Genomic DNA, 20783 nt, shown 5'->3' on the forward strand with positions numbered 1-20783 from the left:
TCGATTTATTCAACAAAGCCATTCAGGCTCACTTTAAAGAAGTCTGCGGGGTCGATGTTTCCGCTGGCTTCATTTCTCAAGTGACCAATGCCGTGATGGATGACGTTAAGCGCTGGCAGCAACGGCCGCTGGATGCGTTTTATCCCATTGTTTACCTTGACTGTATTGTGGTCAAAAGCCAGGACGACGGAGCCGTGACCAACAAGTCTGTTTACTTGGCTCTAGGCATCAACGGCCAGGGCGAAAAAGAGCTGCTGGGGCTATGGATAGCCAAAACCGAGGGGGCCAAGTTCTGGTTATCTGTAATGACAGAACTGAAAAATCGTGGGCTACAGGACATCTTCATCGCCTGCTGCGATGGCCTGAAGGGCTTTCCTGATGCCATTGAAGCTGTTTACCCGCATACGCGGGTACAGCTCTGCATCGTGCATCAGGTGCGGAACTCGCTGCGCTACGTCGGCTGGAAAGAGCGTAAAGCCGTTGCTGCTGACCTCCGCACTATCTATAGTTCCGCAACGCTAGAGGGCGCTGAAGAGGCCCTGGATGCCTTCGCGGCCAAATGGGATGAACAGTTCCCGACGATCAGCCCATCGTGGAGAAATAATTGGGAACGTCTCATCGTCATTTTTGATTTTCCGCCGGAGATTCGCAAGGTTATCTACACCACCAACGCGATAGAGTCGTTAAATGCTTCATTGCGCAAGATAACGAAAACGCGACGAATATTTCCAACGGATGACTCGGTGCTAAAATTATTCTATCTAGCCTTGCATAATATCTCGGCTAAATGGACCCTACCAATCAGAGACTGGAAACCGGCTATGAGCCAATTCATGTTGATGTATGGAGATCGGATTTCCGGTTAAGCGATGGAGCCATTTACACGAAATTTTTTACAGACTCAATATTGTGGGTTGTGCAGGATCTGCACACCTCCCGATATGGGCACCACCTGCATATTTTCATTGCTCCTGCATATGAGCTAACAACCCGTAGTGGCATAATTAATTAGAGGGCCGTAACGAGAAAAGCTTTCACAACCAGAGAGAGAATACCCAAAATTCCAGCACTCAGCATCCAGCGAATTAACCTCTGCTCAGAGCGGATACCGGCCATCTCAAGCTGCAAGTCTTTGCGGACTAAAGATATCTGCGCTTCAGTTTTCTCGAAGCGAGCCTGTATCTGAGCTTCGTTCTTCTCGAAGCGAGCGTCAATATCCTTGCGGACATCGGCGATCTCTGCGGATAGGTCCTTGCGGACATCGGCTATCTGCGCGTCGGTCTTCTCGAAGCGAGCTTGCATCTCTTTACGAACGTCAGTGATTTGGATAGTGAAGTCTTTACGCACATCCATTATTTTGGATTCAGTTTTTTCAAAACAGATAGGTAACTGAGCATCATGATTTTGAATAACTGCTTTTAAGTCTTTGCGCACGTCCTCGAGATCACGCTTAGTAGCCACATCAGCCACCTCATGAGACTTGAGTACGACGAGAGAAATCGCCTTGGCCTGCTCACTGGTAAGCCCGGCGGTTTGAAGCTCTTCTGACGCCTGCAATGTATCAAATGCTATTTGTCCCATAGCGGATCCTCCTGTGTTAAGCCAAGTGTAAGCGATCTGACCGCCAATCTGCAAAAAGACGCTTTCGGGCGTTACTGCCTGAATGATTTACATCGCGCAGCCGTTGCACAAGGTAGAGCGCCCCATTCCCACTCGAAACGCAACAAAACGGTAGAGGCTTATGCCACCAGTAAGTGCGTTAAAAATACCTCATTGGGAGAACGATAGCCCAGCGATTTTCTGCCCCTTGTATTGAGTATGTGTTCGAGTTCGGCAATCTTACGATGACTGACCTGACTGAAGTCTGTTCCCTTTGGGTAAAAACGTCGTATCAGCCCGTTGGTGTGCTCATTCAAGCCCCTCTCCCAGGAATGATAAGGATGGGCAAAGTAGACCTGCGCCCCTGTGATTTGAGTAATTTGCTCGTGCAGAGCGAATTCAGGGCCGTTATCAGCTGTTAGGGTCTTAAACTTGCAAAAGGTATTAGCTTCAATGTCCCTGAAAGCAGCAACCACAGTCTCCGCACGCTTATTAGGCAGTTTGCGAATGATGACGGTTTTCAATGCTTTATCTACGATGGTTAACAAGAATGACTTCTGGTCTTTGCCAAAAATAGTGTCAATTTCGAAGTGGCCAGGCTCCTGTTTAAGCTCGGCTTGAGCTGGGCGATACTCAATACCAACACGGTTGGGAATAGGGCCTGATTTGAGGTTTTCGGCATTGTACCTGTAACGTTTTCCCCGATGAGGAAGTTGCTGATATAGCTCCCCGCCAGCCTGTCTCTCCTGCAGGATATAGCGATATAGCGTATTCTTGCTGACAGGTATACCGAATTCCAGGTGCAAACGGCCACTAAACTAGTTGCTGAATAGAGACTTGCATTTTTTGTCAGGCTATTGAGAATAAAAAGAGGTTTAACTTAGAGAATAAAGGTTTGAAATGATCAACAAAGAGCGGTTGTTACGAGATAATCGTTTATGTAAAGCAATCATTGGATTATCAGTCGAAGAATTGAAAAATTTAGCCGCTGAATTTTCAGCTTGTTATTTGATTTATCGGAAAAAGAATCGAAAAGATCACGAGCGGCAGATGGGTGCAGGGCAGAAAGGATTTATCCCAACCCCATTAGATAAACTGCTTTTTATTTTATTGTATTTAAAATGTTATCCGACCTATGATTTGCAAGGACTTCTTTTTGGTTTAGATAGAACACGGGTATGTCGCTGGGTAAAAATATTATTGCCGGTTTTAGAGATGACCTTGGGGCGAGAATGTGTTTTGCCCGCTCGTCAAATTCGCTCTGCTGAGGAATTTTTTCGCGCCTTTCCTGGAGTTAAAGACGTCTTTATTGATGGGACAGAGCGACCTGTCCAAAAGCCTAAGAATCTGCGTCGGCGAAAAAAAATGTATTCGGGAAAGAAAAGACAGACCACTCGAAAAGCGCTTATTATGACTGACGAAACAAGGCAAATTGGATTTATCCTCATGAGCAAAAATGGGCGCCGTCACGATAAACGCTTACTCGATAAAGTCGATATAATTCGCCATATTCCTCCTGAGGTAACCATCTGGGCAGATACCGGTTTTCAAGGTATAGATAAGCAGCATCCTAATACACAAATTCCAAAAAAAGGAACTCGAAAAAGACCTTTATCGCCTGAACAAAAACAAGAAAATAAAATAATCTCGGGCATCCGTATTACAGTTGAACACGCCATCGCGGGTATCAAGCGCCTCGGTTGCATGACCCAAATTTTACGGAATCGTAGACCCTTTATTGATGATACCTTCTTACTCCTTAGCGCCGGTCTTTGGAATTTCCATCTCAGAACAGCGTAAAATTTACTTCAATCACCGAAACACCCTTATTTCACTATTAAGCAACACGCTTACTGATGATTTCAGGTGAAGAGTGAGTGGAAAGCGCCTGCCTGATGAAGTTCTGAATGTGTGGCTCCAACGGGTAAAAAGCATTGTTTGGCAGAGGCTTATGACGGCGTTCCCGGGCTAGCGTGTCCGCCCTTCTACAGCAGTAGACACCATTGAAAGTAGGGTCGGTATTGCGTCTGAGTTCCCTGCTGATGGTCGAGCGAGGCAGAGCAAGCTCTCTGGCGATGGTAGCTTGGTTGACACCTTCACCACGCCGCTTTTCGATGTAGAACCGTTCTTTCTGAGTCAGAGGTTTTCCCTGCATGCAACAGGCTCTCCAGTATGGCCAGAACGGTGATTTTATCCGACTCTGGCGAGTGGGTCACTTTGTTGCGTTTCGAGTGGGAATGGGGCCTTACGCTCTTTCCAGCCGACGTAGCGCAGCGAGTTCCGCACCTGATGCACAATGCAGAGCTGTACCCGCGTATGCGGGTAAACAGCTTCAATGGCATCAGGAAAGCCTTTCAGGCCATCGCAGCAGGCGACGAAGATGTCCTTTAGCCCACGATTTTTCAGTTCTGTCATCACAGATAACCAGAACTTGGCCCCCTCAGTTTTGGCTATCCATAGCCCCAGCAGCTCTTTTTCGCCCTGGCCGTTGACGCCGAGGGCCAGATAAACAGACTTGTTGGCCACGGCTCCGCCGTCCTGGCTTTTGACAACAATACAGTCAAGGTAAACAATGGGATAAAGCGCATCCAGCGGCCGTTGCTGCCAGCGCTTAACTTCATCCATCACAGCATTGGTCACTTGAGAAATGAAGCCAGCGGAAACATCGACCCCGTAGACTTCTTTAAAGTGTGCCTGAATATCACGGGTTGATAACCCTCTGGAATAGAGAGAAATAATGCGGTCATCGAAGCCGTTAAGCTGTTTTTCGTGCTTACCGATCAGTGTCGGCTCGAAGGTACTGTTGCGGTCGCGCGGAATATCGAGCTCGATCTCCCCATTTTGGCTACGTACGCTCTTGGATGTCTTGCCATTGCGTGAGTTGCCTGAATGATTACCAGCCGGGTCATGCTTAGCATACCCAAGGTGCATCTCCATCTCAGCTTCAAGAACCCGTTCCGCCAGTCTTTTAGTCAGCACCTTGAGTAGGCCTGATTCACCCAGCAGATCCTGAGGGGAGTGACAATCTTGAAGCAGTTGGTCAATAAGTTCGTTGCTGATAGGCATTTTGTTATCCTTTGAAGGTTTTCCTCAAAATGCCATTTACACAGATTATTTTACAGTCTCGGATAAATCCTTTCTGCCCTGCACCCATCTGCCGCTCGTGATCTTTTCGATTCTTTTTCCGATAAATCAAATAACAAGCTGAAAATTCAGCGGCTAAATTTTTCAATTCTTCGACTGATAATCCAATGATTGCTTTACATAAACGATTATCTCGTAACAACCGCTCTTTGTTGATCATTTCAAACCTTTATTCTCTAAGTTAAACCTCTTTTTATTCTCAATAGCCTGACAAAAAATGCAAGTCTCTATTCAGCAACTAGTTTATTGATGGGACAGAGCGACCTGTCCAAAAGCCTAAGAATCTGCGTCGGCGAAAAAAAATGTATTCGGGAAAGAAAAGACAGACCACTCGAAAAGGGCTTATTATGACTGACGAAACAAGGCAAATTGGATTTATCCCCATGAGCAAAAATGGGCGCCGTCACGATAAACGCTTACTCGATAAAGTCGATATAATTCGCCATATTCCTCCTGAGGTAACCATCTGGGCAGATACCGGTTTTCAAGGTATAGATAAACAGCATCCTAATACACAAATTCCAAAAAAAGGAACTCGAAAAAGACCTTTATCGCCTGAACAAAAACAAGAAAATAAAATAATCTCGGGCATCCGTATTACAGTTGAACACGCCATCGCGGGTATCAAGCGCCTCGGTTGCATGACCCAAATTTTACGGAATCGTAGACCCTTTATTGATGATACCTTCTTACTCCTTAGCGCCGGTCTTTGGAATTTCCATCTCAGAACAGCGTAAAATTTACTTCAATCACCGAAACACCCTTATTTCACTATTAAGCACCACGCTTAATGCATGGCGGCGTTGAATCAGGCATTTGGGTTGTACCTGCATTAGCTATTCGCTATGTCTATTGGCTTAAAAAAGAAACAATTATAGGGCTTTGTTGAATAATTTAAGATACTGATTTATATAAGCATTATAAAATTTCAACGACTAATTTTTCCTCTCGGAATGCTTTTTATTGTGCTAACTATTTGATTTGTCGTTCTAACAAAATACATTCTCTGTAAATGCATTCTAACTAAAGAAGATGTAAATCAAACGGTTAAATTATTCAACAAAGCCCAATTATAGATAAAAATAGAGCCACAACAGCCTGCAGCTTTGCCGTCATGATGAACGAAGCACCACTGACTCAACTCTCCGGGGAGATGATTTATGCATGAGTTCACCCCTCAGCCGCCTTTCGAGGGGGAATTGGGCATCAAGCCAGACTGTCAATGACCCGCGCAGCCTGAAAGCATTGTTGTAGATGGACCCGTTGGTGATTTTAAACGTTTGCTTTGCCATGGCGAGCTGCTATCGGGAGCGATAATAGTGCTCTGATCCGGCGATCCCCTGAAAGTTCGATTTATTCAACAAAGCCAGGTAGCCATGTATCGTATAACCAGCTTCCTCTCTCTCCGATATTCCACAATTTTAACAATGTGGTATTTCCAACTTTTATATGAGATAATTCCCTATGGAAAATCTCCTTTTCTTTTTCGTCAAAATAGAGGTTACTTTGTGTGAAATGGTAATACACAACATTGTCCGTAATAGTTCGTTTAAATAAGCTATCTTGCTCAGTCAGATGATTGCTTAATATTAGTTCATTCAAATTTTTATAATTACCGTTCTCTAAAATACGTCTTAGCGTCAATCCACGTAATTCAGAATTAATAGGCGCAATGTTGGAGAATTCTATTTCTTTTTCGTTACTAAAGCGAGCTACAAACGTTTGTTTTTTATTGTTGCTCTTACCAAAACCAATAAAATTTTCGTTGCTATAAGTAGAGTCGTATAAATTTTCTTTCAATATTTTTTTAGCCTCTTCATCGCCTATCATATCTTTAATTTTAGAGGTAATAAAAGATTCTTTATTTTCTAAATTTTCTTTGAATTTATTATAGTTTCTTTCAGCTTCTATCATAATTTTTTTCGCACAAAAAATCGGAAGATTGGCTTTTTCTTCGTAAGAATGAGTTTTTTCAAAAACCTTATCACATTCATACAATGTTAAACCATCTATCTTTAACTTATAACCCCAATCGGTGTTAACATCTTTTTCACCTATTTCTAATGTAAATTTACCTTGATGTTCTGGGTTTGCTAAACTTCTAAGTTCCATGAATTTTTTTAAACGATTAGATTCGGGATTAATTTCATCTTTATTTTTAATATCTTGAATGGAAAAGAATAAATTTTTTATTGCTTGATGTTTTACTCCTCCTTTAAACCAGTCAATGATTTTATCAATAAAATCAGATAAATTATTTATTTTGGTTGCTTCTTCTAAGCTATTAGCGTTCAAAACTTGATGAAGTTTTGAGTCATTCATTGTTAGGTTTATATGTTGTGTTGAAAACGTGATGGACATAAGAATCCTTTCAGGAATAAATTTATTATTAGTAATATCGTATTTTATCTTTAGAATTAAAATCAGCTAAAAACCTTGATTTTTATACTCGTAATCATCACTGAAAATGCTTGATTTTCCATAAGCAATGCCCATTTTATAGATATGAACGGCTTTGTTGAATAAATAGATATTATGCTGCACAGTCATAAAGGCTGCGGATTCCCTTAACGTAAAATCAGTATGTTACATCCATAGTGTGGTGATGCATGCCAGAGTGAGCAGCATTTTAATCCAAATCAGAGTTAGCGACAGGATGCTTCCCGCCGGAACCCTGTACACAATTCTGTGTAAATGCCTTTTCTTAAACGTTTAAAATCACCAACTGGTCCATCTACAACAATGCTCTCAGGCAGCCCGGTTCATTGACAGTTTAGTTTCAAACGCCTGCAATTGCTCGGACTCGCTGAGCGCTAGTCACGTCCCAGCAGCAAGCATCCCGACAAAGAGAAGCTTTTCTGGTCGCTAACGGAGAAAGGCTTGCAGTTTGGCAAGAATCTCACTTACCCAGCTAATCCGCGCCAGACGCAGCCCCATTTCTACGACAGCCTGTTTCCACGGCTCTTAGGCGTCATGATGAACGGTGTAGCGGCATAAACAACCTGAGAGAGACTTAATGTACAAAATAACGGCAACGATCAAAAAGCCCGGCGGCTCGGATGTTCAGTGGATACGGTTCTCTGAGGTGAAACTCACCATGTCAGAATGCGAAAAATTGCTCTTTAAGCCTAAGGAGGCAGGTAAGTCGTTCGGCGATAAGGTGAAACTGAAGGATTTCCTCTGCATCAAGGTGAAAAACAGGGACACGTGGTAAATATAGCCAACCGACTTAAAAATGATTACATCCTATGCCCTGATATGCGGCAAAGAATCATAGCTGGCTGTTATCAAAATAATGTCGTTTGGCTATACTGTCGGCTAAATCTGATTTATTCAACACAGCCCTAGATCTGGACAACGGGTTCTGGCATTACAATGATGAGGGCTTTGTTGAATAAATCGAACTTTCAGGGGATCGCCGGATCAAAGCACTATCATCGCTCCCGATAGCAGCTCCCCATGGCAAAGCAAAAGTTTAAAATCACCAACTGGCCCACCTACAACAAAGCACTCAGACAACGCAGCTCCCTGACGGTCTGGCTTGATGAGTCGGCCATCGCTGCATGGACTGACAGTTCTTCGCCTGAAGGTCGTGGTCGGCCGCTTTACTACACCGATATGGCTGTTACCACGGTTTTGATGATAAAGCGCGTGTTTAACCTGTCGCTCCGGGCATTACAGGGCTTTGTCGACTCGGTTTTTACACTGATGAGCCTGCCACTGCGCTGCCCGGACTACTCTCTGGTCAGTCGGCGGGCAAAAACCGTCAGTATCAGCATAAAAACGCCAACGCGTGTTGAAATCTCGCATCTGGTCATCGACAGTACCGGTCTGAAGGTCTTTGGCGAAGGTGAATGGAAAGTCAGGCAGCATGGGGCTGACAGACGAAGAGTGTGGCGCAAGCTTCATCTGGCAGCAGACAGTGCGACGCATGAGATTATCTGTGCCGACTTATCGCTCAGCGGAACGACAGATGCGCAGGCACTGCCGGGCCTGATTAACCAAACCCACCGAAAAATCAGGGAAGTGTCAGCAGACGGTGCTTATGACGGCCGTTACTGCCACGATGCGTTGCTAAGAAAGAAAATCAGGCCCCTTATCCCGCCGCGAAGCGGAGCCAAATACTGGCCGGACAAGTACCATGAACGTAACCATGCGGTGGCGAATCAGCGTCTGAGCGGGAGTAATGATATGTGGAAAAAGAAAGTGGGTTATCACCGGCGTTCAGTGGCAGAAACAGCGATGTTCCGCATAAAAACTTTGCTGGGTGGCCATCTGAGCCTGCGTGACTATGAGGCTCAAGTAGGTGAAGCCATAGCGATGGTCAAAGCGCTGAACCGTATGACGTTGTTGGGTATGCCACACAGCGTCAGGATAGGATAACAGGTGTAGCAGAGGGAGTCATCCTGTCGGCTAATTCTGATTTATTCAACAAAGCCCATTGTACCTGTAACGTTTTCCCCGATGAGGAAGTTGCTGATATAGCCCCCCGCCAGCCTGTCTCTCCTGCAGGATATAGCGATATAGCGTATTCTTGCTGACAGATATACCGAATTCCAGGTGCAAACGGCCACTGATGATTTCAGGTGAAGAGTGAGTGGAAAGCGCCTGACTGATGAAGTTCTGAATGTGTGGCTCCAACTGGTAAAAAGCATTGTTTGGCAGAGGCTTATGACGGCGTTCCCGGGCCAGAGTGTCCGCCCTTCTACAGCAGTAGACACCATTGAAAGTAGGGTCGGTATTGCGTCTGAGTTCCCTGCTGATGGTCGAGCGAGGCAGAGCAAGCTCTCTGGCGATGGTAGCTTGGTTGACACCTTCACCACGCCGCTTTTCGATGTAGAACCGTTCTTTGTGAGTCAGATGTTTTCCCTGCATGCAACAGGCTCTCCAGTAGGGCCAGAACGGTGATTTTATCCGACTCTGGCAAGTGGGTCACTTTGTTGCGTTTCGAGTGGGAATGGGGCTTCCTGATTTCAGCCTGGCCTATGCAGTCAATACTGCTTAGCGAAGAGGGGAAAGTGGGGATTGATATCGAGATTGTCCATCTGCGTCCCGCCCATGTCGCATCGATCCATACACAAAGCGTGTTGCTTAATAGTGAAATAAGGGTGTTTCGGGCTTTGTTGAATAATTTAACATGCTGATTTACATAATTATTATAACACTTCAACAACTAAGTTTTCCAGCCGTAATGCTTTTTATTGTGCTAACTACTTGATTTGTCGTTCTAACAAAATACAGTCTCTGTACATGCATTCTACCTAAAGAAGATGTAAATCAAACGGTTAAATTATTCAACAAAGGGCTTTGTTGAATAATTTAAGATACTGATTTATATAAGCATTATAAAATTTCAACGACTAATTTTTCCTCTCGGAATGCTTTTTATTGTGCTAACTATTTGATTTGTCGTTCTAACAAAATACATTCTCTGTAAATGCATTCTATAGCCAAGCGACTTAATTTTGATTACACCATATGGACTGAGAACAAACTCTCTGTATCGCAACCCATCTCTCTTTTTTTGCTTTTTGCTTGTGCCCATTTATGCTCAATTGGGTTAAGATCTGGCGAATATGTAGGCAAATACTCCACCATATACCCTGCATCGATGATGACTTGTTGAATATTATGTTTTTTGTGAAAAGTGGCATTGTCCATCATGATTACACTGTTTTTAGGGAGTACTGGGATAAGGACTTGTGTGACCCAGGCATAGAAAACATCGCTGTTAATATTGATATCAAATAATCCGATAGCAAACAGCGTTGTGCCTAATAAAGCGCCGATAACATTTGTTCTTCCCCTAGCTCCCCAGTTCTTCAGGCCAAAACACCGTTGACCTTTTGGGGAATAGCCGTGAGTCCGTGGGGTATCGTGTGAAAAACCACTTTCATCAATAAAAACAATAGGTTTACCTTCTTTTTCATACTGTTGTTTTTTTTGTTGAAATCCCTGCCGGGCGTTTTCGTCGGCTTTCGGATGACGTAGAGTTTTTTTTATAGGTCAATCCCAGCTTTTTAAGCGCTTGCCAAATGGCCTTCTGACAAACGCCAAAACGCTCTGCACGTTCTTTTTGGTAAGCATCTGGATATTGTTCAACATCTTTTATCAACTCGGGTTTATCGATCTTTCGCTGACGCGTGGTCGATGCTTTTGACTCTATTTGATTAATCCAACGCGATACAGAGGCAGGGCCAATCCGAAATTGCTTCGCTGTTTCTCGGATACTCAACCCTTCGTTTTTCCGTGTAGATATCACTTTACGTCTAAAATCAATTGAATAGCTCATTTAAATAATGTAATCAAAATTAAGTCGTTTAGCTATAACTAAAGAAGATGTAAATCAAACGGTTAAATTATTCAACAAAGCCTCAACAAAGCCGGTGTTTCGGTGATTGAAGTAAATTTTACGCTGTTCTGAGATGGAAATTCCAAAGACCCGCGCTAAGGAGTAAGAAGGTATCATCAATAAAGGGTCTACGATTCCGTAAAATTTGGGTCATGCAACCGAGGCGCTTGATACCCGCGATGGCGTGTTCAACTGTAATACGGATGCCCGAGATTATTTTATTTTCTTGTTTTTGTTCAGGCGATAAAGGTCTTTTTCGAGTTCCTTTTTTTGGGATTTGTGTATTAGGATGCTGTTTATCTATACCTTGAAAACCGGTATCTGCCCAGATGGTTACCTCAGGAGGAATATGGCGAATTATATCGACTTTATCGAGTAAGCGTTTATCGTGACGGCGCCCATTTTTGCTCATGGGGATAAATCCAATTTGCCTTGTTTCGTCAGTCATAATAAGCCCTTTTCGAGTGGTCTGTCTTTTCTTTCCCGAATACATTTTTTTTCGCCGACGCAGATTCTTAGGCTTTTGGAAAGGTCGCTCTGTCCCATCAATAAAGACGTCTTTAACTCCAGGAAAGGCGCGAAAAAATTCCTCAGCAGAGCGAATTTGACGAGCGGGCAAAACACATTCTCGCCCCAAGGTCATCTCTAAAACCGGCAATAATATTTTTACCCAGCGACATACCCGTGTTCTATCTAAACCAAAAAGAAGTCCTTGCAAATCATAGGTCGGATAACATTTTAAATACAATAAAATAAAAAGCAGTTTATCTAATGGGGTTGGGATAAATCCTTTCTGCCCTGCACCCATCTGCCGCTCGTGATCTTTTCGATTCTTTTTCCGATAAATCAAATAACAAGCTGAAAATTCAGCGGCTAAATTTTTCAATTCTTCGACTGATAATCCAATGATTGCTTTACATAAACGATTATCTCGTAACAACCGCTCTTTGTTGATCATTTCAAACCTTTATTCTCTAAGTTAAACCTCTTTTTATCCTCAATAGCCTGACAAAAAATGCAAGTCTCTATTCAGCAACTAGTTTACAGACGAAAACGCCAGCAGAAACCGCCTGGATCAACGCCCAAAGCGATCCCTTAGAAGCTGCAACACAGCTCTGTACCCTCCGACAAGCCATCACGAAAATATCGGACCCTGAGTTTAGCCATGGCGATAACCTGCCGCTGCACCCTGCCTCCGGTCGATTACGCTCAACCTATAGCCAAGCGACATTATTTTGATAACAGCCAGCTATGCTTCTTTGCCGCATATCAGGGCATAGGATGTAATCATTTTTAAGTCGGTTGGCTATACTTCCCCTCACTGGAAGCCATCAGTGATATCGATGGCTATCTGGCCTGGGCCTGCGCGCGGACGCCGACCATAAACCATTTAATGACCTGGCGTTATCAGGGGAACGGCGTGATGCATAAAACCGGTGAGATAATCCAGCAGCAACGACAATCGCGCAGTTACATCAAGCTCACCAGCCACGTCACTGAGAAAGTCCCTTCAGCTTGACATAAAAAAAGCCCCGCAAGCGGGGCTTTTTATCACTGGCTACGCGTGCAATTAATGCGCGTCGATAAAGATAAATTTCAGCAGGAACAGCGCAGCAACCACCACCACACAAGGGCTGATTTCACGCCAGCGTCCAGTCGCTGCTTTCATCACCACATAGGAGATAAAGCCCAGGGCAATCCCTTCCGTGATGGAGAAGCTGAACGGCATCATTACCGCAGTAATAAACGCAGGCACCGCTTCGGTAAGATCGTCCCATTTCACGCGCGCCAGGCTTGAGGTCATCAACACCCCGACATAAATCAGCGCGCCAGCCGCCGCATAAGCAGGCACCATACTGGCCAATGGAGAGAGGAAAATCACCAGCAGGAACAGAAGACCAACCACAACCGCCGTCAGCCCAGTGCGCCCACCAACTGAAACACCGGAAGAACTTTCGATATACGCGGTCACGGAGGAGGTACCGATAAAGGAACCGGCCACCGAGCTAATGCTATCAACGTAAAGCGCCTGCTTCATACGCGGGAATTTACCGCGTGCGTCGACGAGCCCGGCTTTATCCGTCACACCAATCAGGGTGCCGGAGGAATCGAACAGGTTGACCAACATAAAGGAGAAAATCACGCCGGAAAGCGCCAAATTCAGCGATCCCGCCAGATCGACATGACCAACCACGGACGTGACGCTTGGCGGCATAGAAAACACGCCAGAAAATTTCACATCACCCAGCAACAGGCCAATAAACGTGGTCACCACAATGGAAATCAGCACAGCGGCGTGAATGTTACGTGAGGCCAGTACCGCAATGATAAAGAAGCCCAGCGCGCCCAGCAGAACGCTATGAGACGTCAGATTACCGATGGTCACCAGCGTTTCCGGGTTAGCAACAATGATACCGGCGTTTTTCAAGCCCATCATGCCAATAAAAAAACCGATACCGCTGGCAATCCCTAAACGCAAGCTGATCGGGATATTAGCGATCATCCAGTAGCGAATTTGGAAAAGGGTCAGTATCAAAAAGCCGGCTGCGCCCCAGAAGATAGCGCCCATCGCGACCTGCCAGGAAATCCCCATGGCGCCGACGACGACGAACGCAAAAAAGGCATTCAGCCCCATGGCAGGAGCCAATGCAACCGGCAGGTTAGCCACCAGTCCCATCAAAATACTGCCAAACGCAGCAATCAGACAGGTGGTCACAAATACCGCTTGGGTATCCATGCCCGCGACACCCAGAATCTGCGGGTTTACGAAAAGGATATACACCATGGTAAGAAAGGTCGTGAACCCAGCAATCGTTTCCGTACGCGCCGTAGTGCCATGTTGGCGCAGTTTGAATACGCGCTCCAATAAGCCTTGCTCTCCCGCAAGCTCGGGTTGTGATGTTTTCATTATCAACGTTCCAGATAAGGAATTATGGTCGGTGGGTATCCTATAACAAAATGTACAGAGATTAACGCCATTGGCCGGTTTTTTTTCTTGCTATAAGCAGACGTTATCGCAACCGTCGCCTTCAACGGCATCAGGTAGCCTTTTTCCTGCAAATACGCGAGAAAAACAGCGAACGAGCCATATCTCTAAGCCTTCAGAACAAAAGATGAAAACCAGGTGAAAAACAGGCTTTTATCGTGTTTATGCCCAGTAAGGTCAAAATACTGACGCCGTGGGGTAAAGTAGTGGATGAACCACACGCGTTACCAATAAGGAACCCCATGTCTTCGATTGATTGTGTTTTTTTCGATTGTGATGGCACGCTGGTCGACAGCGAAGTGATTTGTTGCCAGGCCTATGTGAATATTTTTATTCCGTATGGCTTACAGTTGTCGCTTGAAGAGGTCATCAAGACCTACAAAGGCGTCAAGCTCTACGACATTATCGACCGTGTAAGTGCACAATATGGTCTGACGGTGGTGCCTGAAACGCTGGAAAAACACTTCCGTGCAGAGATCGCCCGGCTGTTTGAAGAATCTCTGCAACCTATTGACGGCATTCCAGAACTGCTTGCCGCGATTACCGTGCCAATGGGCGTGGTGTCGAACGGTCCGGTCAGCAAAATGCACCACTCGCTCGGATTAACCGGGCTGCGTGAGCATTTCGCCGATCGTCTGTATAGCGGTTACGATTTGAAAAAATGGAAACCCGATCCTGCCGTTATTTATCACGCCGCTCAGCAGATGCAGGTCAATCTGGAGAACTGCCTACTAGTGGAAGATTCATTTTCAGGCGTGGAAGCGGGTATCGCGGCGGGCATTCCGGTGTACTACTACTGCGCCGACCCGCACAATCCGCCCATCGATCACCCGCTGGTCACCACCTTCCACAATATGGGTGACTTACCGCAACTGTGGCGCGAAAAAGGCTGGAACATCACCGCCTGACGGGAGCAGGCCGCGCTACGCTGGGCGCGGCCGCCAGCGCCACCAAAACCGACGTTTTGGCGCTTCAACCCGCGCATGCACCGCATAGCGCTGGCTAACGCGATGCGCCAGCAGCTCCAATGCCACACAGATAATAAAGTAAACCAGCGCCACAAACAGGAACACCTCAGTGGGGTAGACCATACTGCGGTTGTTAACCTGCGTGGCCAGAAACGTCAATTCGCCCACACCCACGATATACGCCAGCGACGTATCCTTGATTAAGGAAATCCACTGGTTGATAAACGATGGCACCATCATGCGTAGTGCCTGAGGCAGCACGATAAACCAGAGTACGCGCCAGCGACTGAAACCCAACGACAGCCCGGCCTGCCACTGCCCCTGACTGATAGCGACAATCCCCGCCTTGACGCCATGCGCCAGATAGGCCGCGCCAATAAACGCCAGCGCACACACCACGGTGGTGATTTCAGGAATATCGACACCAAATACGATGGGCAGCAGGAAGTAAGTCCAGAAAATCAGCATGATCACTGGAATAGCGCGGAAAAAACCCAGCACCAGCGCCAACAGCGCGCCCAGCCAGCCGCGAAACATCGCCAGCGCCACCCCCAGCACCGTGCCCAAAACCGCAGAAGCGATACCGGCCAATGCACTGATGACGAGCGTCAATGCAGCGCCACCAAGCGGCCCCTCAGGAAAGGTGCCCCACAGCAGATAGCTGAGGTTATCGCTGATAATCGTAAAATCCACGTTAGTGCCCTCGCGCCAATTGACGTTGTTGCCGCCACATGCCCCAGCCCTCAATCAGCGCAATGACAGCGATATACAACACCGTCGCCACACCGAACGCCTGAAAGGTTCGCAAGGTTTCGGTCTCTACCTGACGTGAGGCGTAAGAGAGTTCAGCTACGCCAATCGCCATCGTTAGAGAGGAATTCTTGATGATATTCATGTATTGCCCCAGCAGCGGTGGCATAGCAATTTTCAGCGCCTGAGGCAGCACCACATAACGCATGGCTTGCCAGGGCGTCAGCCCCAATGCCAGCGATGCGTGTTTTTGTCCACGCGCGACGCCACCTATTCCTGCCCGAATCTCTTCGGCAATAAACGCGCTAGAATAGAGCGTCAGGCCAATCAATCCAGCAAGAAACTCGAAAGAGGGCCAACTCAAAACATGGCAGGCAATGGCCACATCATGGGGTGAATTCAGCCATTGCAACAGTGCGCCCGGCAGCAACTGCGCCGCACCGAAATACCAAAAGAACAGCTGCACCAGCAACGGCGTATTGCGAAACAAAGCACTGTAAGCGATTACCGGCCAGCGCAAGAGGTTACGTTGGCTGTCTCTTGCCGCGGCAAGCACCATTCCCAGCAGTGTTGATAGCACAACCACACACAGTGAAAGCCACAGTGTCAGCAAAAAACCGTGCCACAACCATGACAGATAACGAGGTGCCAGCAGCCAGTTTTCCAAAAAAGAAGCAACGCTTTCAGTCAATGTCATACCCTATTCGCGGTAGTAAAAACGCTTTGTTGCAGAAACGACAATGACCTCTGGTCGACAGAGGGCAGAATGCAGTGTTACCTGAAACGTCCTGTAGCCTCACGTTGGCACGTGTGGACGAATAATGGCATCAGGCTTTAGGTTGTTTATCCAACGGCGCAAAGGTGAAATCACCACGCGGTTGAGCAAATTTTGTGGTCGGCCCAAACCAGCGATCGTAGGTCTGTTTCGCTTCACCGGTTTTTTCCAGTTGCAGCAGCGTTTCATCCATCTTTTTTGTCAGGCGATCTTCGCCCTTAGGTACGCCCACCCCTTGGTATTCCTTGGTGATGCTAAACGGAGAGATCTCAAACTCGGCTTTTTGCGCATCTGGCACGTTGGCCAGTAAGCCAACCAGCTTGGCATCATCCTGAGTAATGGCCTGTACGTTACCATTGCGCAAGGCGGCGAAAGCAAGAGGTGTGTCGTCATAAGAGATGACTTTTGCCGTCGGGTAATGTTCACGCAACGTGATCTCTTGCACGGTCCCTTTATCCGCACCGATACGCAGCGCTTTAATATCTTCTGGCGTTTTCAGCACGCCTTTACGGGCGATAAATTTCTGTCCGGTAGCGAAGTAAGGAATACTGAAATTAACCTGCTTGGCGCGCTCATCGGTAATGGTGAAATTGGCGGCGATCAAATCAACTTTCTGCGAGGTCAGCAAGGGAATACGGTTAGCCGGGTTGGTAGCACGCAGTTCGACTTTCACACCCAGTGCTTTGCCGATGGCCTCCGCGATATCCACATCATAACCCACCAGCTTTTTGGTTTGCGGATCGACAAAGCCAAACGGCGGGTTGCTGTCAAACACCGCAATTTTTACTACGCCCGCTTTCTGAATATCATCCAGCTTGTCCGCCTGAGCGATACCGGAAACAGAAATCAAACCCGCCAATAACGTTAATGTAACAACTTGTTTTTTCGCCATTTCCCTTATCACCCTTCTACGTTTTGTTAGCCAGCACGCTAACAGCCCGCGAGGCAATCAGGAAATAATAAAAATGGATAATATTATAATCTTATTTCACATAGCCGAGTTTCAGACTCGAAGAAGGCGTTTGAGCAAAGAGAAAACCCAGGTGATGAAGGACAAAATCGGACGATTCGTCCGGGGCGTGGGTTTAGATCGTGTATTGCACACTGAAATCACCACCGAGCCAGTCAGCCTCGTTCAGGTAACCATCGCGGTTGGAAATCGACTATGCTTTCAACATGTAAAAAAATTCCGTTGCCCTATTACACACCGTCCAATCAAGGCGCCCCATACTTAAGAATAAGTCTAATTATCGCAAACCAAAGAATTGTTTATATACTGTTTAAGTTAATAGCAATAGAATTTTCAAAAAAAATTCAGCAAACAGGAATAAAAATGCCTCTAAGCAATGAAAAAATAACCCAAATAGCATCAGCTTTGTTTATCAAGCGTGACCGGATGTGATTATCTGTAAAAGAACCAGCGTGAAACACCAAATAATAAAAGAGACGGGACGGTTCTCGAAACGAGTATCGAAGATGATATTGTCATTCTGGTCGTGATAAACAACAAAACATTAAACTTTCTCGTTGATACCAGTGCCAGCGTAACCTTTATTGATGAGAAAATAGCGAACACGATAACTCGCCCCTTACTCTCATCAGAAATCCCACAGAATTATCGCCAGGAATTTTCAAATGTCTCAACGGTTTCCGGACGCTTAGAAGGCCATCGATTCTCCCTATTGAAACCAACCGCTTTCGTCATTGGCACAAAAGAGATCAATGACAGCGACATATGGGTTTCACTCGATTTGTCACTGCTGACGCAATCGATGGGAACAAAGATAGACGGCATCATCGGCATCGATACCTTTAGGCGTTTCAATTGGAAAGTCGATAATGACAAGAAAAAGGTGATTATTTCAGACACGCTCCCCTCCGCATCGGATTATCAAGCGTGAACCGGCTATGATGACAGTTACAACCGAATGCCACAACTCTGGTTTAAATATAAAAATAATGATGTGGCCTTTCGCATGGATACCGGTGCCGATCACAGTTTCGTTTCCAATGAATTCCTCAATTATGTCAAAGAGAACAAGCTATCGCTTGAATTATTGTTTAGCAATAAACCGATGGCTGAGGCGGGTGGCTTAACAAAAAGCAACCAATAAACTAGTTGCTGAATAGAGACTTGCATTTTTTGTCAGGCTATTGAGAATAAAAAGAGGTTTAACTTAGAGAATAAAGGTTTGAAATGATCAACAAAGAGCGGTTGTTACGAGATAATCGTTTATGTAAAGCAATCATTGGATTATCAGTCGAAGAATTGAAAAATTTAGCCGCTGAATTTTCAGCTTGTTATTTGACTTATCGGAAAAAGAATCGAAAAGATCACGAGCGGCAGATGGGTGCAGGGCAGAAAGGATTTATCCCAACCCCATTAGATAAACTGCTTTTTATTTTATTGTATTTAAAATGTTATCCGACCTATGATTTGTAAGGACTTCTTTTTGGTTTAGATAGAACACGGGTATGTCGCTGGGTAAAAATATTATTGCCGGTTTTAGAAATGACCTTGGGGCGAGAATGTGTTTTGCCCGCTCGTCAAATTCGCTCTGCTGAGGAATTTTTTCGCGCCTTTCCTGGAGTTAAAGACGTCTTTATTGATGGGACAGAGCGACCTGTCCAAAAGCCTAAGAATCTGCGTCGGCGAAAAAAAATGTATTCGGGAAAGAAAAGACAGACCACTCGAAAAGGGCTTATTATGACTGACGAAACAAGGCAAATTGGATTTATCCCCATGAGCAAAAATGGGCGCCGTCACGATAAACGCTTACTCGATAAAGTCGATATAATTCGCCATATTCCTCCTGAGGTAACCATCTGGGCAGATACCGGTTTTCAAGGTATAGATAAACAGCATCCTAATACACAAATCCCAAAAAAAGGAACTCGAAAAAGACCTTTATCGCCTGCACAAAAACAAGAAAATAAAATAATCTCGGGCATCCGTATTACAGTTGAACACGCCATCGCGGGTATCAAGCGCCTCGGTTGCATGACCCAAATTTTACGGAATCGTAGACCCTTTATTGATGATACCTTCTTACTCCTTAGCGCCGGTCTTTGGAATTTCCATCTCAGAACAGGAGACTGTAAAATAATCTGTGTAAATGGCATTTTGAGGAAAACCTTCAAAGGATAACAAAATGCCTATCAGCAACGAACTTATTGACCAACTGCTTCAAGATTGTCACTCCCCTCAGGATCTGCTGGGTGAATCAGGCCTACTCAAGGTGCTGACTAAAAGACTGGCGGAACGGGTTCTTCAAGCTGAGATGGAGATGCACCTTGGGTATGCTAAGCATGACCCGGTAGGTAATCATTCAGGCAACTCCCGCAATGGCAAGACATCCAAGAGCGTACGTAGCCAAAATGGGGAGATCGAGCTCGATATTCCGCGCGACCGCAACAGTATAGCCAAGCGACATTATTTTGATAACAGCCAGCTATGCTTCTTTGCCGCATATCAGGGCATAGGATGTAATCATTTTTAAGTCGGTTGGCTATACCTTCGAGCCGACACTGATCGGTAAGAACGAAAAACAGCTTAACGGCTTCGATGACCGCATTATTTCTCTCTATTCCAGAGGGTTATCAACCCGTGATATTCAGGCACACTTTAAAGAAGTCTACGGGGTCGATGTTTCCGCTGGCTTCATTTCTCAAGTGACCAATGCTGTGATGGATGAAGTTAAGCGCTGGCAGCAACGGCCGCTGGATGCGCTTTATCCCATTGTTTACCTTGACTGTATTGTTGTCAAAAGCCAGGACGGCGGAGCCGTGGCCAACAAGTCTGTTTATCTGGCCCTCGGCGTCAACGGCCAGGGCGAAAAAGAGCTGCTGGGGCTATGGATAGCCAAAACTGAGGGGGCCAAGTTCTGGTTATCTGTGATGACAGAACTGAAAAATCGTGGGCTAAAGGACATCTTCGTCGCCTGCTGCGATGGCCTGAAAGGCTTTCCTGATGCCATTGAAGCTGTTTACCCGCATACGCGGGTACAGCTCTGCATTGTGCATCAGGTGCGGAACTCGCTGCGCTACGTCGGCTGGAAAGAGCGTAAGGCCGTTGCTGCTGACCTGCGCACCATCTATAGTTCCGCAACGCTAGAGGGCGCTGAAGAGGCCCTGGATGCCTTCGCGGACAAATGGGATGAGCAGTTCCCGACGATCAGCCCGTCGTGGAGAAATATAGCCAAGCGACTT

Annotated in this window: 23 protein-coding genes and 3 pseudogenes; 12 read left to right on the forward strand and 14 right to left on the reverse strand. The window is 45.9% G+C overall.

From position 1 onward, the window contains the following. Positions 1–14 precede the first annotated feature (14 nt). A pseudogene (locus ACQGXV_RS12100) lies at positions 15–866 on the forward strand (IS256 family transposase); the annotation flags it as partial. Between the two features lie 142 nt (positions 867–1008). Here ACQGXV_RS12100 and ACQGXV_RS12105 read toward each other — a convergent pair. Next, a complete protein-coding gene (locus tag ACQGXV_RS12105) occupies positions 1009–1581 on the reverse strand; it encodes a hypothetical protein (protein WP_440866510.1) in 573 nt (190 codons plus the stop codon). Positions 1582–1739: 158 nt separating this feature from the next. Further along, positions 1740–2405, reverse strand: coding sequence for an IS30 family transposase (locus ACQGXV_RS12110; RefSeq protein WP_440866511.1), 666 nt, complete (start codon positions 2403–2405; stop codon positions 1740–1742). Between the two features lie 94 nt (positions 2406–2499). On the opposite strand from ACQGXV_RS12110, the gene ACQGXV_RS12115 reads away from it, so the two are divergent. Continuing rightward, positions 2500–3399, forward strand: a complete 900-nt coding sequence (locus ACQGXV_RS12115) for a transposase family protein (protein ID WP_440866512.1) — start codon at positions 2500–2502, stop codon at positions 3397–3399. A 37-nt stretch (positions 3400–3436) separates the two neighbouring features. On the opposite strand, the gene ACQGXV_RS12120 is transcribed toward ACQGXV_RS12115, so the two are convergent. The 3 genes and pseudogenes from ACQGXV_RS12120 to ACQGXV_RS12130 all read right to left on the reverse strand — a co-directional run bounded on the left by ACQGXV_RS12120 (position 3437) and on the right by ACQGXV_RS12130 (position 4903). Beyond that, on the reverse strand, positions 3437–3754 hold the full coding sequence (locus tag ACQGXV_RS12120; RefSeq protein ID WP_440866513.1) for a helix-turn-helix domain-containing protein: 318 nt from the start codon (positions 3752–3754) through the stop codon (positions 3437–3439). An 86-nt stretch (positions 3755–3840) separates the two neighbouring features. Continuing rightward, positions 3841–4665, reverse strand: a pseudogene (locus ACQGXV_RS12125) (IS256 family transposase); the annotation flags it as partial. Positions 4666–4669: 4 nt separating this feature from the next. Next, on the reverse strand, positions 4670–4903 hold the full coding sequence (locus tag ACQGXV_RS12130; protein WP_440866514.1) for a hypothetical protein: 234 nt from the start codon (positions 4901–4903) through the stop codon (positions 4670–4672). 85 nt (positions 4904–4988) lie between these two features. Between ACQGXV_RS12130 and ACQGXV_RS12135 the strand changes: the two genes are divergently transcribed. After that, on the forward strand, positions 4989–5480 hold the full coding sequence (locus ACQGXV_RS12135; protein WP_440867395.1) for a transposase family protein: 492 nt from the start codon (positions 4989–4991) through the stop codon (positions 5478–5480). 616 nt (positions 5481–6096) lie between these two features. On the opposite strand, the gene ACQGXV_RS12140 is transcribed toward ACQGXV_RS12135, so the two are convergent. Beyond that, the gene (locus tag ACQGXV_RS12140; RefSeq protein WP_440866515.1) at positions 6097–7104 is read right to left on the reverse strand and encodes a hypothetical protein; all 1008 of its coding nucleotides are present in this window, start codon (positions 7102–7104) and stop codon (positions 6097–6099) included. Positions 7105–7759: 655 nt separating this feature from the next. Here ACQGXV_RS12140 and ACQGXV_RS12145 point away from each other — a divergent pair. The 3 genes from ACQGXV_RS12145 (at position 7760) to ACQGXV_RS12155 (ending at position 9126) form a co-directional block, all read left to right on the forward strand. Continuing rightward, a complete protein-coding gene (locus tag ACQGXV_RS12145) occupies positions 7760–7957 on the forward strand; it encodes a DUF1187 family protein (protein ID WP_440866516.1) in 198 nt (65 codons plus the stop codon). After that, the gene (locus ACQGXV_RS12150) at positions 7951–8091 is read left to right on the forward strand and encodes a hypothetical protein (RefSeq protein ID WP_440866517.1); all 141 of its coding nucleotides are present in this window, start codon (positions 7951–7953) and stop codon (positions 8089–8091) included. The genes ACQGXV_RS12145 and ACQGXV_RS12150 overlap by 7 nt, the downstream gene beginning before the upstream one ends. Before the next feature lie 111 nt (positions 8092–8202). Then, positions 8203–9126 (forward strand): IS5 family transposase, encoded by a 924-nt coding sequence (locus ACQGXV_RS12155; RefSeq protein ID WP_440866518.1) that lies wholly within the window; start codon positions 8203–8205, stop codon positions 9124–9126. A gap of 45 nt (positions 9127–9171) precedes the next feature. On the opposite strand, the gene ACQGXV_RS12160 is transcribed toward ACQGXV_RS12155, so the two are convergent. The 5 genes from ACQGXV_RS12160 to ACQGXV_RS12180 all read right to left on the reverse strand — a co-directional run bounded on the left by ACQGXV_RS12160 (position 9172) and on the right by ACQGXV_RS12180 (position 14003). After that, positions 9172–9618 carry a transposase gene (locus ACQGXV_RS12160; RefSeq protein ID WP_440866519.1) on the reverse strand — a complete coding sequence of 149 codons (447 nt, stop codon included), beginning with the start codon at positions 9616–9618 and terminating at the stop codon, positions 9172–9174. Positions 9619–10212: 594 nt separating this feature from the next. After that, positions 10213–10746 (reverse strand): IS630 family transposase, encoded by a 534-nt coding sequence (locus ACQGXV_RS12165; protein ID WP_440867179.1) that lies wholly within the window; start codon positions 10744–10746, stop codon positions 10213–10215. Then, positions 10670–11035, reverse strand: a complete 366-nt coding sequence (locus ACQGXV_RS12170; protein ID WP_440866520.1) for an IS630 transposase-related protein — start codon at positions 11033–11035, stop codon at positions 10670–10672. The genes ACQGXV_RS12165 and ACQGXV_RS12170 overlap by 77 nt, the downstream gene beginning before the upstream one ends. 118 nt (positions 11036–11153) lie before the next feature. Next, complete coding sequence (locus tag ACQGXV_RS12175; RefSeq protein ID WP_440866521.1) at positions 11154–12053, reverse strand: transposase family protein; 900 nt, start codon at positions 12051–12053, stop codon at positions 11154–11156. Between the two features lie 612 nt (positions 12054–12665). After that, on the reverse strand, positions 12666–14003 hold the full coding sequence (locus tag ACQGXV_RS12180; protein WP_440866522.1) for an NCS2 family permease: 1338 nt from the start codon (positions 14001–14003) through the stop codon (positions 12666–12668). A gap of 320 nt (positions 14004–14323) precedes the next feature. Between ACQGXV_RS12180 and yieH the strand changes: the two genes are divergently transcribed. Next, a complete protein-coding gene (gene yieH, locus ACQGXV_RS12185) occupies positions 14324–14989 on the forward strand; it encodes a 6-phosphogluconate phosphatase (protein ID WP_440866523.1) in 666 nt (221 codons plus the stop codon). Positions 14990–15004: 15 nt separating this feature from the next. Here yieH and ACQGXV_RS12190 read toward each other — a convergent pair whose 3' ends face one another. The 3 genes from ACQGXV_RS12190 to ACQGXV_RS12200 form a co-directional block, all read right to left on the reverse strand. Next, positions 15005–15742: an amino acid ABC transporter permease gene (locus ACQGXV_RS12190; protein ID WP_440866524.1), complete on the reverse strand. Its 738-nt coding sequence runs from the start codon at positions 15740–15742 to the stop codon at positions 15005–15007. Position 15743: 1 nt separating this feature from the next. Beyond that, positions 15744–16496 (reverse strand): amino acid ABC transporter permease, encoded by a 753-nt coding sequence (locus ACQGXV_RS12195; RefSeq protein ID WP_440866525.1) that lies wholly within the window; start codon positions 16494–16496, stop codon positions 15744–15746. A gap of 130 nt (positions 16497–16626) precedes the next feature. Continuing rightward, positions 16627–17466 carry an ABC transporter substrate-binding protein gene (locus ACQGXV_RS12200; RefSeq protein ID WP_440866526.1) on the reverse strand — a complete coding sequence of 280 codons (840 nt, stop codon included), beginning with the start codon at positions 17464–17466 and terminating at the stop codon, positions 16627–16629. A gap of 604 nt (positions 17467–18070) precedes the next feature. Between ACQGXV_RS12200 and ACQGXV_RS12205 the strand changes: the two genes are divergently transcribed. The 5 genes and pseudogenes from ACQGXV_RS12205 to ACQGXV_RS12225 all read left to right on the forward strand — a co-directional run. Beyond that, positions 18071–18475, forward strand: coding sequence for an aspartyl protease family protein (locus tag ACQGXV_RS12205; RefSeq protein ID WP_440866527.1), 405 nt, complete (start codon positions 18071–18073; stop codon positions 18473–18475). Positions 18476–18502: 27 nt separating this feature from the next. After that, positions 18503–18688, forward strand: a complete 186-nt coding sequence (locus ACQGXV_RS12210; protein ID WP_440866528.1) for a hypothetical protein — start codon at positions 18503–18505, stop codon at positions 18686–18688. A gap of 83 nt (positions 18689–18771) precedes the next feature. Next, positions 18772–19017 (forward strand): hypothetical protein, encoded by a 246-nt coding sequence (locus ACQGXV_RS12215; RefSeq protein ID WP_440866529.1) that lies wholly within the window; start codon positions 18772–18774, stop codon positions 19015–19017. Positions 19018–19071: 54 nt separating this feature from the next. Then, the gene (locus tag ACQGXV_RS12220) at positions 19072–19722 is read left to right on the forward strand and encodes a transposase family protein (RefSeq protein WP_440866530.1); all 651 of its coding nucleotides are present in this window, start codon (positions 19072–19074) and stop codon (positions 19720–19722) included. 4 nt (positions 19723–19726) lie between these two features. Next, positions 19727–20783, forward strand: a pseudogene (locus ACQGXV_RS12225) (IS256 family transposase); the annotation flags it as partial.

The sequence above is a fragment of the Symbiopectobacterium purcellii genome, assembly GCF_052050035.1.
In the GTDB taxonomy this organism is placed as follows: Bacteria; Pseudomonadota; Gammaproteobacteria; order Enterobacterales; family Enterobacteriaceae; genus Symbiopectobacterium; species Symbiopectobacterium purcellii_A.

Excerpts from the sequence above, each read along its gene's own strand:
- ACQGXV_RS12105 (WP_440866510.1), bottom strand. The coding sequence starts at position 1,581 with ATGGGACAAATAGCATTTGATACATTGCAGGCGTCAGAAGAGCTTCAA.
- ACQGXV_RS12115 (WP_440866512.1), top strand. The coding sequence starts at position 2,500 with ATGATCAACAAAGAGCGGTTGTTACGAGATAATCGTTTATGTAAAGCA.
- ACQGXV_RS12120 (WP_440866513.1), bottom strand. The coding sequence starts at position 3,754 with ATGCAGGGAAAACCTCTGACTCAGAAAGAACGGTTCTACATCGAAAAG.
- ACQGXV_RS12130 (WP_440866514.1), bottom strand. The coding sequence starts at position 4,903 with ATGATCAACAAAGAGCGGTTGTTACGAGATAATCGTTTATGTAAAGCA.
- ACQGXV_RS12140 (WP_440866515.1), bottom strand. The coding sequence starts at position 7,104 with ATGTCCATCACGTTTTCAACACAACATATAAACCTAACAATGAATGAC.
- ACQGXV_RS12145 (WP_440866516.1), top strand. The coding sequence starts at position 7,760 with ATGTACAAAATAACGGCAACGATCAAAAAGCCCGGCGGCTCGGATGTT.
- ACQGXV_RS12155 (WP_440866518.1), top strand. The coding sequence starts at position 8,203 with ATGGCAAAGCAAAAGTTTAAAATCACCAACTGGCCCACCTACAACAAA.
- ACQGXV_RS12160 (WP_440866519.1), bottom strand. The coding sequence starts at position 9,618 with ATGCAGGGAAAACATCTGACTCACAAAGAACGGTTCTACATCGAAAAG.
- ACQGXV_RS12170 (WP_440866520.1), bottom strand. The coding sequence starts at position 11,035 with ATGAGCTATTCAATTGATTTTAGACGTAAAGTGATATCTACACGGAAA.
- ACQGXV_RS12175 (WP_440866521.1), bottom strand. The coding sequence starts at position 12,053 with ATGATCAACAAAGAGCGGTTGTTACGAGATAATCGTTTATGTAAAGCA.
- ACQGXV_RS12180 (WP_440866522.1), bottom strand. The coding sequence starts at position 14,003 with ATGAAAACATCACAACCCGAGCTTGCGGGAGAGCAAGGCTTATTGGAG.
- yieH (WP_440866523.1), top strand. The coding sequence starts at position 14,324 with ATGTCTTCGATTGATTGTGTTTTTTTCGATTGTGATGGCACGCTGGTC.
- ACQGXV_RS12195 (WP_440866525.1), bottom strand. The coding sequence starts at position 16,496 with ATGACATTGACTGAAAGCGTTGCTTCTTTTTTGGAAAACTGGCTGCTG.
- ACQGXV_RS12200 (WP_440866526.1), bottom strand. The coding sequence starts at position 17,466 with ATGGCGAAAAAACAAGTTGTTACATTAACGTTATTGGCGGGTTTGATT.
- ACQGXV_RS12210 (WP_440866528.1), top strand. The coding sequence starts at position 18,503 with ATGCCACAACTCTGGTTTAAATATAAAAATAATGATGTGGCCTTTCGC.
- ACQGXV_RS12215 (WP_440866529.1), top strand. The coding sequence starts at position 18,772 with ATGATCAACAAAGAGCGGTTGTTACGAGATAATCGTTTATGTAAAGCA.